The 12527-nt window shown below is 61.3% G+C and carries 11 protein-coding genes; 8 read left to right on the top strand and 3 right to left on the bottom strand.

From position 1 onward, the window contains the following. Positions 1-99: 99 nt before the first annotated feature. Positions 100-609, top strand: coding sequence for a M48 family metalloprotease (locus BD293_RS20150; RefSeq protein ID WP_170207253.1), 510 nt, complete (start codon positions 100-102; stop codon positions 607-609). On the opposite strand, the gene BD293_RS20145 is transcribed toward BD293_RS20150, so the two are convergent. From BD293_RS20145 to hisI, 3 genes are all read right to left on the bottom strand, one after another. Then, complete coding sequence (locus BD293_RS20145) at positions 576-1832, bottom strand: ISL3 family transposase (RefSeq protein WP_142079999.1); 1257 nt, start codon at positions 1830-1832, stop codon at positions 576-578. The genes BD293_RS20150 and BD293_RS20145 overlap by 34 nt on opposite strands. A gap of 821 nt (positions 1833-2653) precedes the next feature. After that, positions 2654-4447, bottom strand: a complete 1794-nt coding sequence (locus BD293_RS20140; RefSeq protein ID WP_142085411.1) for an Ig-like domain-containing protein — start codon at positions 4445-4447, stop codon at positions 2654-2656. A gap of 737 nt (positions 4448-5184) precedes the next feature. Continuing rightward, complete coding sequence (gene hisI, locus BD293_RS20135) at positions 5185-5658, bottom strand: phosphoribosyl-AMP cyclohydrolase (protein WP_142085409.1); 474 nt, start codon at positions 5656-5658, stop codon at positions 5185-5187. Positions 5659-5747: 89 nt separating this feature from the next. Between hisI and BD293_RS20130 the strand changes: the two genes are divergently transcribed. The 7 genes from BD293_RS20130 to BD293_RS20100 are packed head-to-tail and all read left to right on the top strand — an operon-like array spanning position 5748 to position 12524. Then, complete coding sequence (locus BD293_RS20130; protein ID WP_170207252.1) at positions 5748-6869, top strand: CobW family GTP-binding protein; 1122 nt, start codon at positions 5748-5750, stop codon at positions 6867-6869. Continuing rightward, complete coding sequence (gene cysS / locus BD293_RS20125) at positions 6869-8212, top strand: cysteine--tRNA ligase (RefSeq protein WP_142085408.1); 1344 nt, start codon at positions 6869-6871, stop codon at positions 8210-8212. The genes BD293_RS20130 and cysS overlap by 1 nt, the downstream gene beginning before the upstream one ends. Beyond that, positions 8209-8457, top strand: a complete 249-nt coding sequence (yidD, locus tag BD293_RS20120) for a membrane protein insertion efficiency factor YidD (protein WP_142085405.1) — start codon at positions 8209-8211, stop codon at positions 8455-8457. The genes cysS and yidD overlap by 4 nt, the downstream gene beginning before the upstream one ends. After that, entirely contained in the window at positions 8454-10373 is a 1920-nt protein-coding gene (gene thrS / locus BD293_RS20115) for a threonine--tRNA ligase (RefSeq protein ID WP_142085403.1), read from the top strand. Before yidD ends, thrS begins: the two co-directional genes overlap by 4 nt. Beyond that, complete coding sequence (locus tag BD293_RS20110; protein WP_142085401.1) at positions 10373-10804, top strand: DUF1636 family protein; 432 nt, start codon at positions 10373-10375, stop codon at positions 10802-10804. Before thrS ends, BD293_RS20110 begins: the two co-directional genes overlap by 1 nt. Next, positions 10801-11592, top strand: a complete 792-nt coding sequence (locus BD293_RS20105) for an ABC transporter ATP-binding protein (protein WP_142085399.1) — start codon at positions 10801-10803, stop codon at positions 11590-11592. Before BD293_RS20110 ends, BD293_RS20105 begins: the two co-directional genes overlap by 4 nt. Continuing rightward, positions 11589-12524 (top strand): ABC transporter substrate-binding protein, encoded by a 936-nt coding sequence (locus BD293_RS20100; RefSeq protein ID WP_142085397.1) that lies wholly within the window; start codon positions 11589-11591, stop codon positions 12522-12524. Before BD293_RS20105 ends, BD293_RS20100 begins: the two co-directional genes overlap by 4 nt. Positions 12525-12527: the final 3 nt, after the last annotated feature.

The raw sequence follows: 12527 nt of genomic DNA, 5'->3' as shown, positions 1-12527 counted from the left end.
CCATTATTCTTCATGAATATTGGGTTAAGTGATTTATTCGGGTTTGACGATGTGCCGGATGACGTAAAGTCCGCCGCACTTATGATAGCAGCTCGAACAATGACACTAGATGAGACTCTTGACTTTGACATGGATCCACGTGGCGTTATCCCGGATGCAATTTTAGCGCGGACGTGGGGAATGGTCTCTGAGCAGATGAAATTTGTCATAGGTCATGAGTTCGCGCATCATAGGCTCGGGCATTTGGCAGAAGGTGCAATACCCTATCGTGCAGCTCGGTCACCAAGTCTTTCTTCGGTTGAAAGGGGGTGGCTAGCAGCCAAAAGAAGCTGGGAGCATGAGTATGAGGCTGACCTCGGTGCATTGGAAGCTCTCACTGATCCTTCAAAGAAGCTTCACATTACGATTGGTGCAATTCAGTTTTTCTTGTGCCTAATTTTTTTCGAAGAAGTTTTCGAGGGACTCGATGCCGGTCTAAAGGAGGTTGACACACATCCTCCAACCGAAGAAAGGCTTAGAAGAATTGTGTTTAAATTCGGCTATTTCGCGGTTTGTGTGGGTGGCTTGGTTTCCGTTCATTTGCCTGTGGCACAAGATGTTGTGCGGTAGGGTGACGCTGGTAAGTGGGTGAGATTGCCTGCGATGAGGTATGACATGTTGATGAGGTTGCGGGTTTTGCGATACCCGCGCGCCCGAGCCTTTGCGGCCTGAATTAGGCCGTTGATGGCTTCGACAGCGCCGTTGCTCAGATCGCTGTCAAAACCGTTAAGTATACCATCCCAGTGCGCCTTGAGTGTCAGAGCGAGTTTCTTGAATGCTGGCAGCCTGCTGCGGCGCGCCCATTGAAACCAGGCGGTAAGCCGTTCTTCGGCCTCTGCCTTGGACTCGGCTTCAGCAAAGATGTCGCGCAAAGCCTCTTTCAAGCGAAACGCGCGTCCTGTTTTCAGGTGCATCCGAGATAGATCATGATGCTGTGTGATCTGCCGCTTCGTCCATCTCTTCTTGTCCTTGAGCCACATCCAGCGGCTGTGTTTCAACTCAGGTCTGCTGCGTACTTCGGCGCGGCGAACCTCTTCAAGCGCCACATTGGCCAGTTGGATGACATGGAATGGGTCGAAGGTAACATCCGCGTTCGGCAGATGCTTTGCGACGCCAGAAATGTAGGCCCTACTCATATCGATACAGGCAGCGGAGATGGCATCGGGATCACCGCCATGGGCGCGCAGATCTTCACCGAAAGCCGCCACAGTCTTTGCATCACGTCCTTCACAGGCAAAGAGAAGCCTGCCGGCCAGAAGGTCGTGAAATAGGGTGATGTAATTATGCCCGCGGCGCGCAGCTGTCTCGTCAATCCCAAGGGCGGTCACGGCGCTGAAGTCTTCGCGATCTCGCGCTGACGACACGTAATGGTCAAGAACCCGCCAGAGGCGATCGTCACCAACATCAAGCATATCAGCAACAGCCTTCACCGGCATCTGTCGCACCAGCGCAATCACAAAGGCTTCAAACAACTGACTGAAACCGCTGCCACTGCGCGCCCAGGGGACCGGAACCTGTCCGGTCTTGCTACATTGGCTGCAAGCAACACGTGGCACATCGGCATGGATGAAAGCCTTGTGCTCGAAAAAACGCAGGTGTTCCCAGATCCTGGATCGCGTGTCATGGACGGGCTGATCGGGCGCGCCACAGGAGGGACAAGCAAATCGACTTCCCGCCTTGAAGCGGACGTCAAAGTGGATCTCTTTGAGTTTGGCGTCAAAACGTACGTCCGTGACACTCCACGGAGCCTGCAGGCCAAGAGCTGTCGTGAACAAACTTGTCTCGGGACCCATGAATGCCTCCTCATCCGCTGGTTTCAGGAAGCTTCACCCTATCCAAAAAAACTGCCGCAGCTCAACAGGCTCGGCGCGTCTGACGCTGCGATATTTGAGGTCTCCGCGACAGACGCGCCTTATGTTGTGACCACAATATCTGGTAGAAGATTCAATCCGCCGCCCACCAGCAACCCACACAAATCGCGAAGGGACCTTAAATTCGGAAGTGCTGTCGGAATCGATGAAGAGTGGAGCGTGGCCGCCGCTCGCCACATAAGATCAATTTCGAGCCAGTTAATTGGCATGAGCATTGATGCCGTGAACACTGGAACGAACGAACTCGAAAGTCGGCCCTTATTTGGCTGGTATGGATCACTGTACTTAGGGCGCTGGAAAGGGCCTACACTAATAGACCGGGTGGACTTCTAATTCCTGCTGAGTCATGTGTATCTATTGTATCATTGACGTATCCATTGGCCATGATCTCTCGACGCAAATGCTTTCTCCGCAACGCGGTCATTGGTGAGCCGCGCAGCGAAGGTCGGGTCTCGCCCTACACGTCGGTGATGCTGCGACCGCGAAGTTCATCGCGTGGATGGTGTGAACGGCAGCAAGGTCCGCATAACTGCCGGTCGGACCGCGTTTCGGATGCTGCAGCGCCGCAAGGCAGGTCGGAGCCCATTGCAGCGACATTCAGGCATGCCGCAGCATGCGCAGCCTTTCGTACATGCAGCATTGCGGCCGACAGTAGTTGGTATTGCTGAGACCTATTGGCCCCATGAAAAAGCCCGCCCCAAGGAGGAAGGGGCGGGCTTGATCGCTTCTTGAGAGGCAGCTTCTCAGAAGCGGATATCGACGCCCAGATTGCCGCCAACGCTGCGGAAGCGCGAACCGATGCCGTCATAGAAGGTGCCGGCCCGGACTGTGGTTCCCTGCCCGGAGTCCCAGTTCATGCCCATGTGAACGCGCCCACGGCCATTCTCGAAATCAGCTGAGCCGCCCCGTGTGGACGAGTAGATTGCCGATGCCCCGCCGGTGAGTTCCAGACTGCCTGCATCTGATTGTAGCGGCACCCTGAAGTCCATGCCACTGGTCAGCTGTGTCAGGGCCACAGACTGGCTACCGATCGCATTGCCGAGGCTATCGGTATAGGCCCTCGAGCGGTCGCGTGTGTGGGTGAAGTCCAGCAGCGGGATCCAGGTGATGGTTTCTTGCTGGATTTCGCCCTCAGCGCGCAGCTGTGCCAGCCAGCGCTCGGTCGAGAAGCCGTCGGTATAGGTTCCCAGTGGCGAGATACGGTTGCTGGTTTGGCCATAGAGCAAGCGGCCCTCGAAGTAGAGCGGCTGTTCAGCCATTTTTGCGGCGAAGTATGGGCCAACCATCCAGCCGGTGCCTCGTGCGTTGTTGCGGTCATCCCTAGCTCGGTCGAACTGGACCATCCCGCCGAGCAGGAAGTTCTCGTTGATGAACTGATGCGCGCCGATTGTGCCCAGCGAGTAGCTGGAGCCATTGCCCCAAGATGCTGTGATCTCGGTCCAGACATTGCCTTGTGTCGCGCAGCCTTCCAGCGACCCGCCCGCATCGTTGCCACGAGCGTTGAATGAACCACAGCCCTCACCGCGCAGGAAGCGGGTCAGGCGCGGCTGGTTGGATGCGAGCTGATTGGCACGACCGAGCATGAAGGAAGATATCGCGCGTTCGGTGATTTCTGGAATTTGGTTACCGATGTGCAGTGTATTCGAGGCTTCATTGTTATTGCCTGCCAGATCTTCGGCAGCACCTGCGGGCACCGTGATTGTCACCTCGCCCGCGCCTGTGGGGGTCACAGTCAGTGTGTAGACCGAAGGACCGCCGGTGATGACGGTGACGGTGCCGTTGGTGATGGTTACGTCGTTTGCCAGGTCATCAAAGCCCGTCACGTCTTCGTCGAAGGTCGCTGTCACCGTGAACGGGTCGGTGCCGGTCAACGTGGTTGTGGTGCTGGACAGCGTGACGGAGGGGGGCGTGGTGTCGGGTGTTGGGATTTGCGTGCGAATGTTAACAATTACCTGGTTGCTTTGACCCACGAGAGCCCACTCGTGACGATAATAAAACCCATCATTTGTATCGAGCGCAGTGAAGACAACTCCCACTCGGGTAGTGTTATTAAAATCTACTTCGTAAAAACCAGGGGCAGGGACTGCATTACGTGTCGGGATGCTGTCCCACTGTTCTACATTTATGTCTGTCAGGTTTGCGCACTGGCTATCCACGAGACCCACCCAATCCGACACAGGTATACTGCTGGAGTGGTATCCAAATCCGTTATTGAAGGGCCCATTATTGGCTGCAGTGCGCAAATTTTGATACAGTCCCGGCCCATTTAAACCCACGATACCCTGACTGCCTCTTGTATTCCAAATGGCTGTGGCAAACGGAAAACCCAAGCTATCACACCCTACGCCCAGAACAACTGTCTGGGCGATGATGGGGTCAGTAAAAGCCCACGCTTGCCCACTTCCGATCAGCGTTGCCGCCGCTGTCACAGCTGCCAGCGATATCGCCTTGATCCCGCTCAACACCCCAGCGCGCCAAGAGGCGCGGTTTGCTTCTATGTCCGCCCTGACAGGCTGTTGTTTGATGATTCTATTCATGTCTTTCTAATCCTGCTCTGGTTAGCGGGCGCATACTCGCCGAACGCGCGACAAACAAGATGAGACGACGCGCGACCAGAGACGTTTTGTGGCGCGCGCAACGCAGCACGTCGCATCGAAAATGCCGCGACCGCGATGTTTTTTTCGCGGGCGCAGCGAACGGCAGCAAGGTCCGCATAACTGCCGGTCGGACCGCGTTTCGCATGCTGCAGCGCCGCAAGGCAGGTAGGAGATACCCATCAGCGACATTCAGGGATGTCGCAGCGAGCTGAAGCCTTTCGCAGCTGCAGCATCGTGCCCGGCCCATTGCCGCCGATCGGTCTGGCGCCAAGTGTTCACCGAAGCGGCCGTTCGGGCAAGGCGCAGCATTGGTGTTGCAATGGGATACTGTAGATGATCGCTGTGGTGCTGCCCTGAGGGGTGTTTGGCACGAACCCAGGTCCCTGAAAGGACACCGGTGGCCTAGCCGCAACGGCTCTTTAAATTGCCTGCAACGCCCAGATCTTCGGCCGTAACCTGCGCGACAGGGCGATGGATGAGCAATGAACGTCGGATCAGGTCGAGCCCGAGAATCGTGATCTGTGTGGCCGGGCCGGGGCATTGAGGGTCAAGGCATTCGACCTCTGTGACTGTGATAAGTGCATTGGGCCCTGGTTGCGAATATTCCCGCACCAGATATTTGACGCGCTGGATATGCCAGAGCGTACAGGCTTTTTCGCGCAGGTCTGCAGCAAAACTCATAGACTGGTCGGGTTCGGGGCGTCGCCGTAGACAGCTATGGGGTCAAAAGTCTTGGCATGTTCAGTGAAGCGCAGCGCGCCGCCGGCATCCGGCCCGACCGGCACGGCGCGGTAGAAGCACGACCGATAGCCGACATGGCAGGATGCGCCGGACCCGGCGACGTCGACGCGCAGCCAGATCGCGTCCTGATCGTCGTCAATCCGCGCCTCGATCACGCGCTGGACCAGACCCGAGGTCGCGCCTTTGTGCCAGATCGACTGGCGCGCGCGGCTGAAGTAATGCGCCTCGCCCGTCTGCAAGGTCAGGCGCAGGGCGTCGGCGTTCATCCAGCCCAGCATCAGCACCTCGCCACTGCCCGCATCGGTGGTGATGCAGGGCATCAGCCCATCCTCGCCGAATCTGGGGGCAAGGTTTGACCCTTCCTCGACTTCTTCGACCGAAACGCGGGGATGGAAGTGCAGTTCGCGCATGTCTGGTCCTCGTTTGATCTCTTGCGACGTGTAATGTTATATTATAACCATCATGCCAAGCCAAGACCCGCAACCCGAAAGACGCCGCCATGATTTCTGCCCCGATCCCCGTAACCTTGCTGACCGGCTTTCTGGGTGCGGGCAAGACCACGCTTCTGAATCGGCTGTTGCACGATCCGACTGCGGGCCGGGTGGCAGTTGTCGTCAATGAATTCGGCGATGCGGGGCTGGACCATGACCTGATCGAGCAAGCCGCCGAGGATGTCGTGCTGATGCCCGGTGGCTGTGTCTGCTGCTCGATCCGGGGCGATCTGTCCAAGACGCTGCTGTCCCTGCTGGCACGGCGGGTGCGGGGTGAACTGTCCTTTGACCGTGTGGTGATCGAAACCACGGGGCTGGCCGATCCTGGCCCGATCCATCACACGCTGCTGGTCGATCCGGTGCTGGCCCCGAATTACGCGCTGGACGGCACTGTGACGGTGGTCGATGCCGTGCTGGGGGCGGCAACGCTGGACCGCCATGCCGAGGCACAGGCGCAGGTCGCCATGGCCGACCGGATCGTTCTGTCGAAGCGCGATCTGGCGGATGCGGCTGGCCTTGCTGCGCTGGAGGCGCGTCTTGACCGGCTGAACCCCGGCGCGCCGCGTATTGTGGCCGATCAGGGCGCAGTGCCCGCGGGCAGCTTGTGGGGCCTTGGCGCCTTGCGCAAACCCATGGCGCCGGATCACGCGCTGGCATGGCTGGCCCAACCTGCGGCGGATCCGCTGGCGGGGCTGTCGGGCATGACTGCGCCAAGGCCCAAGTCGGTTGATTTTGCTGCGCCCTCGCACCACGCCACCGATGACCGGATCGCCACGGCCTCGATCACGCTGAATGCCCCGATCCCCGCCGAGATCTTCGATTTCTGGCTCGACACGCTGATTGCGCTGCGCGGGGCGCATATCCTGCGTCTGAAAGGCATCGTGCATATCGAGGACGCGGCCCACCCCTTCGTCTTTCACGGTGTGCAGCATATTTTTGAACCACCCGTCCCGCTGCAAAACTGGCCCGAGGGCGACACCACCAGCCGCGTGGTCATCATCGCGCGCGACATGCCGAAATCCGATCTGGACGAAAGCCTGTCGCTGCTGACCCTGCCCAAGCTGCCCGGGGCGGAGGATGCTGCAGGGCTGTCAGGCATGACCGTCCACACGCTGGAGCAGCCGTTCTGATGGCGCTCAACCTGTTCAATTCGATGGGCCGGCAGGTCGCGCCGTTTGTGCCGCAGGATGCAGGCCATGTGCGGATGTATGTCTGCGGGCCGACAGTCTATTCCTATGCCCATATCGGCAATGCGCGGCCTGCGGTGGTGTTCGACGTGCTGGCGCGCCGCCTGCGCGCGCTTTTCCCGCGCGTCGCATATGCGCGCAACATCACCGATGTGGATGACAAGATCATCGCCGCAGCCGCCGCCGAGGGCGTGGCCCGCGATGTGATCGCAAATCGCTTCACGCGGGCCTATCACGCCGACCTGTCCGCTCTTGGCGTCGCCCCGCCGGATATCGAGCCGCGCGCGACGGGCCACATTTCGCAGATGATCGCCATGATCGAGGGGTTGATCGCGGCGGGCCGGGCCTATGCGACCGACGGGCATGTGCTGTTTCACATCCCCGCCTTCCCGGCCTATGGGCGACTGTCGGGTGCCAACCCTGACGAGATGCTGACGGGCGCGCGGGTCGAGGTCGCACCGTGGAAACGCGATCCGCGTGACTTCGTGCTCTGGAAACCCTCCGCCCCCGATCAGCCCGGATGGGACAGCCCCTGGGGTTTCGGGCGGCCCGGCTGGCATATCGAATGTTCCGCCATGATCCGCGCGCATCTGGGGGATCGGATCGACATTCACGGCGGCGGGATCGACCTGCGCTTTCCTCACCACGAGAACGAGATCGCCCAAGGGACGCAAGCGCGCTTCTGGGTCCATAACGGGCATGTAACGGTGTCGGGCGCCAAGATGTCGAAGTCGCTTGGCAATGTCCTGCTGGTGCGTGACCTGTTGGCCGATGCGCCTGGCGAGGCGATCCGCTATGCGCTGCTGTCGGCCCAGTATCGCCAGCCGCTGGACTGGACGCTGGAAACACCGCGCGCGGCCAAGTCCGCGCTGGACCGGCTTTACGGCGCGCTGCGCGATCAGCCCGAGGCGACAGCACTGCCTGAGGATATGGCCCCTGTCCTTGCCGCGCTCGACGATGATCTCAACACCCCTGCCGCCTTGGCCGCCCTGCACGCGCTGGCAGGGCAAGTGCATGGCAGCTCCGATCTCGCGCGGCGGGCAGAGCTTACCGCAGCCTTGCGGCAGGGGGGGGCATTTCTTGGTCTGTTGCAGCAGGATCCGCAGGTCTGGGCGCAGGCCGGGACCGTCGAAGCAGTCCGGATCGACGCGCTGGTCGCCGCACGTGGGCAAGCCCGCGCGGCGAAAGACTGGGCGCGCGCCGATGCGCTGCGCGATGAACTCGCCGCCCTCGGGGTCGAGGTCGAGGATGCAGGCAGCACCAGTCGCTGGCGGGTGCGGGCATGAGGGGCGCGCTGATCTGGCTCCTGATCCTGCCGATCCGCGGATACCGCCTGATCCTGTCGCCTTGGCTGGGTCATTCCTGCCGCTTCCAGCCCAGTTGTTCGGCCTATGCCATCGAGGCGCTGGAAACCCACGGCCCCATGCGCGGGCTGTGGCTGACGCTGCACCGTCTGGCCCGTTGCAACCCATGGGGCGGGTCAGGCTACGACCCTGTGCCCCCTGTCCACCCTAGAGCGACCGACCCATGATCCATATCCGCCTGCCCGACGGGGCCACCCGCGCCCTGACCCCTGCCAGCACCGCCGCCGATCTGGCCGCCAGCATCAGCCCCAGCCTGGCCAAACGCACTGTGGCAGCGCTCGTGGATGGCAAGCTTGCCGATCTTTCGGCCCCCTTGCCCGATGGTGCTGCGGTCGAACTCTTGTCGCGCGACGATCCCCGTGCGCTGGAGCTGATCCGTCATGACCTTGCCCATGTCTTGGCCGAGGCCGTGCAGACCCTCTGGCCCGGCACCCATACCGCCATCGGTCCGGCCATCGAGCACGGCTTCTACTATGATTTCGACCGCGAAACCCCCTTTACCCCCGATGATCTGCCGGTGATCGAGACGAAGATGCGCGAGATCATCACCGCGCGCACCCCCTTCACGCGCGAAGTCTGGCCGCGCGCGCAGGCACTGGCGCATTTCAAGGCAGCGCAAGAGCCCTACAAATGCGCATTGATCGAGGCACTTCCCGACGATGCCCCGATCACCATCTATCGCCAGGGCGACTGGCTGGACCTGTGCCGCGGCCCGCATATGCGCCACACAGGCGATGCGGGGGTGGCCTTCAAGTTGACGCGCGTGGCGGGCGCTTATTGGCGCGGCGATGCGAAGAACCCGATGCTCAGCCGCATCTATGGCGTGGCTTTCGCAGACAAGCCCGCGCTCGATGCCCATCTGACCATGCTGGCAGAAGCCGAAAAGCGCGACCATCGTCGCTTGGGTCGCGAAATGGACCTGTTTCATTTCGAGGAGGTCGCGCCGGGGTCGGTGTTCTGGCACCCGCGCGGCTGGCGGCTGTTCCAGACCCTGATCGGTTACATGCGCGCGCGGCAGGAGGCGGCGGGATATGTCGAGGTCAATTCGCCCGACATCATGGACCGCGCGCTGTGGGAAACCTCGGGCCATTGGCAGAACTACCGCGCCAACATGTTTCTGGCCAAGACCGAGGATGAGCGCGATTACGCGCTGAAACCGATGAACTGCCCCGGTCATATGCTGATCTATGGCCAGGGCACGAAAAGCTATCGTGACCTGCCGCTAAAACTGGCCGAATTCGGCAAGGTGCATCGCTACGAGCCATCCGGCGCGCTGCACGGCCTCTTGCGCGTGCGCAGCTTCACGCAAGACGACGCGCATATCTACTGCACACCTGAGCAGCTGACCGAGGAGTGCCTGAAGGTCAACGATCTGGTGCTGTCGATCTACCGCGATTTCGGCTTCACCGATGTGCGGATCAAACTGTCCACCCGCCCTGAAAACCGCATCGGCAGCGACGACAGCTGGGACCGGTCTGAAGACGCACTTCGCATGGCGCTTGATACTGCAGGCCATGCCTATACGATTTTTGAGGGCGAAGGGGCCTTTTACGGGCCAAAGCTGGAATATGTCCTGCGCGATGCCATCGGGCGCGACTGGCAGTGCGGCACGTTGCAGGTGGACTTCAATCTGCCCGAACGCTTTGGCAGCGCTTACGTCGCGCCCTCGGGCGAGAAGCTGCCCCCCGTGATGCTGCACCGCGCGCTGTTCGGCTCGCTTGAGCGCTTCACCGGCATATTGATCGAGCACCATGCCGGCCACTTGCCGCTGTGGCTCGCGCCTGTGCAGGTGGTGGTGGCCACCATCACCAGTGCGGCTGACAGCTATGCGGCGGACGTGACTGACGCCCTGCGCACAGCCGGGCTGCGCATCGAGACCGATCTGCGCAACGAGAAGATCGGCTACAAGGTCCGCGAACACGCGCTTGCGAAAGTGCCGGTCCAGATCGCCCTTGGCGCGCGCGAGGCGGAAGACCAGACCGTCACCATCCGCCTCCACGGCGCGACGCAGACGCAGACACTGCCCCTGTCCGAGGCCATCACGCTTCTGCTTCATGATGCCCAACCGCCGCAGGGGTCCTGATGCAGACCTTGCCCGCGCCCACCCTTTCGATCTGCCTGACCTGTCGCGATGGCCGCGAGGGCGATCACGGCGATGTCCGGGGCGGTGCCCGGCTGGCCCGTGCGCTGTGTAGCCTGGTCGCCCAGCAGGGCTGCGACGCGACCTTGCGCGGTGTGCGCTGCATGAGCCAGTGCAAGCGCGCCTGCATCGTGTCGCTGACAGCCCCCGGCGCATTCACCTATCTGTTCGGCGACCTCGATCCCACGGACCCCGCCCATCTGCAGGCGATCCTGGACCTGATCCCACTCTACAGCAAAGCCCCCGAGGGGTTTCTGACCCGCGATGCCCGGCCCGAACCCCTGCGCGCCACAATCCTCGGGCGGCTCCCACCGGTTGGAACGGCCTCCGAGTTGGTCAGTGATCTTGGCGCGATGCGGAAGGTTAAAGTATGAGCTGTCCGCCCGAAACCGCTGCTGAACTGACCCTCGAAGGCGTCTCATGGGGCGATGGCATCCTGCATCCTGTCAGCCTGCAACTTGGCGCGGGCCGCGTTCTGGGCGTGCTGGGGGCCAACGGCGCGGGAAAATCGACGCTTTTGCGGCTGATCTACCGCTTTCACACCCCGCAATCAGGCCGCGTGCTGCTGGATGGGCAGGATATTCACGCCATGCCCGCACGCCGTGTCGCGCAGCGCGTGGCGGCGGTGTTGCAGGAGCAACCCACCGATTTTGCCCTGACCGTGTCGGAAATCGTGGCATTAGGTCGCGCGCCACATCGCCGCGCGCTAAGCGGCCCGTCGGCGCGCGATGCGCATGTGGTCGAGCATGCGCTGGCCCGCCTGTCGCTGCTGGATTTCGCGCAACGCCCCTTTGGCACCTTGTCGGGCGGCGAGCGTCAGCGCGTCATGGTCGCGCGCGCCTTGGCGCAAGAGCCGGGGCTGATCGTTCTGGATGAACCCACCAACCATCTGGATATCCGCCATCAGCTTGAAGTGCTGCGGCTGGTGCGCGGCCTTGGCGCCACTGTTGTGGCGTCGCTGCATGACCTCAACCTGGTGCAGGGCTTTGCCGATGATCTGTTGGTGTTACAAGGCGGGCGGGCGCTGGCTTTTGGGCCCGTGGCGCGGGTTCTCACCCCCGATTTGATCGCGCGCGCTTTTGGCGTGCGGGCCCATCCACGCGGCCCCGCGCGCTTCGATTTTTCCCTTTTCGACGAGATGCAACAGGAGACACCCGCATGAAAGTCCTACCCCTCGCCATCCTGACCACGACGCTTGCCGTGCCAGCTTTTGCCCATCCTGTTACAGTCCAAAGCTGCGACCGCGAGCTGACCTTTGACGCCCCGCCCAGCCGTGCCGCATCAAACGACGTCAACCTGACTGAAATGATGTTGGTGCTGGGAGTGACAGACCGCATGGTTGGCTATTCCGGCATTTCGGGCTGGAAAACGCTGGATCCCGAGATCAGCGCGGGCGTGGCGGAACTGCCCGAACTGTCGGAACGCTACCCCTCGCGCGAGGTGCTGATCGGTGCGGACTTGGATTTCTGGTTCGCGGGCTGGAACTACGGGATGCGCGTGGGTGGTGAAGTGACGCCTGACACGCTCGCCCCCTTCGGGATCGCCGTCTATGAGTTGACCGAAAGCTGTATCCATATCATGGCCCGCGATGGGGTCGCGATTGATGATATGTATAACGATATCCGCAATCTGGGCACAATCTTTGGCGTGGATGACCGCGCGGAAGAATTGATCACCGGCTGGCAGGCCGAACTGGCCGAGATTGCCGCGACCATCCCCAAGGGCGATCCGCTGCGCGTCTTCGTCTATGACAGTGGCGAGGATACGCCCTTCACCGCCGGGCGCTACGCCATGCCCACAGCGATGATCAAGGCAGCAGGCGGGCGCAACATCATGGATGATGTCGAGTCAAGCTGGACCCGCGTGGCGTGGGAGCCTGTGGTCGAGCGCAACCCCGAAGTGGTTGTCATCGTGAACTATGGCGAAGTCACTGCCGAGCAGAAGATCGATTTCATGAAATCGAACCCGGCTTTCGCGGGCATGGATGCGGTCGTCAATGACCGCTTCGTGGTGCTGGAATATGTCGAGGCCACACCGGGCCCGCGCAATATCCGCGCCATCCGCGCGCTGGCCGACGCGTTTCACGGCGAGTAACCC

Origin of the sequence: Roseinatronobacter monicus (genome assembly GCF_006716865.1) — a bacterium.
Lineage (GTDB): Bacteria > Pseudomonadota > Alphaproteobacteria > Rhodobacterales > Rhodobacteraceae > Roseinatronobacter > Roseinatronobacter monicus.
Note: the sequence above shows the minus strand (reverse complement) of the source record. Positions and strands in the feature narration are given on the sequence as shown.

Bases quoted from the DNA above. Each gene is read 5' to 3' on its own strand.
- BD293_RS20150 (WP_170207253.1), top strand. From the start codon at position 100: ATGACACTAGATGAGACTCTTGACTTTGACATGGATCCACGTGGCGTT.
- BD293_RS20145 (WP_142079999.1), bottom strand. From the start codon at position 1,832: ATGGGTCCCGAGACAAGTTTGTTCACGACAGCTCTTGGCCTGCAGGCT.
- BD293_RS20140 (WP_142085411.1), bottom strand. From the start codon at position 4,447: ATGAATAGAATCATCAAACAACAGCCTGTCAGGGCGGACATAGAAGCA.
- hisI (WP_142085409.1), bottom strand. From the start codon at position 5,658: ATGCGCGAACTGCACTTCCATCCCCGCGTTTCGGTCGAAGAAGTCGAG.
- BD293_RS20130 (WP_170207252.1), top strand. From the start codon at position 5,748: ATGATTTCTGCCCCGATCCCCGTAACCTTGCTGACCGGCTTTCTGGGT.
- cysS (WP_142085408.1), top strand. From the start codon at position 6,869: ATGGCGCTCAACCTGTTCAATTCGATGGGCCGGCAGGTCGCGCCGTTT.
- yidD (WP_142085405.1), top strand. From the start codon at position 8,209: ATGAGGGGCGCGCTGATCTGGCTCCTGATCCTGCCGATCCGCGGATAC.
- thrS (WP_142085403.1), top strand. From the start codon at position 8,454: ATGATCCATATCCGCCTGCCCGACGGGGCCACCCGCGCCCTGACCCCT.
- BD293_RS20110 (WP_142085401.1), top strand. From the start codon at position 10,373: ATGCAGACCTTGCCCGCGCCCACCCTTTCGATCTGCCTGACCTGTCGC.
- BD293_RS20105 (WP_142085399.1), top strand. From the start codon at position 10,801: ATGAGCTGTCCGCCCGAAACCGCTGCTGAACTGACCCTCGAAGGCGTC.
- BD293_RS20100 (WP_142085397.1), top strand. From the start codon at position 11,589: ATGAAAGTCCTACCCCTCGCCATCCTGACCACGACGCTTGCCGTGCCA.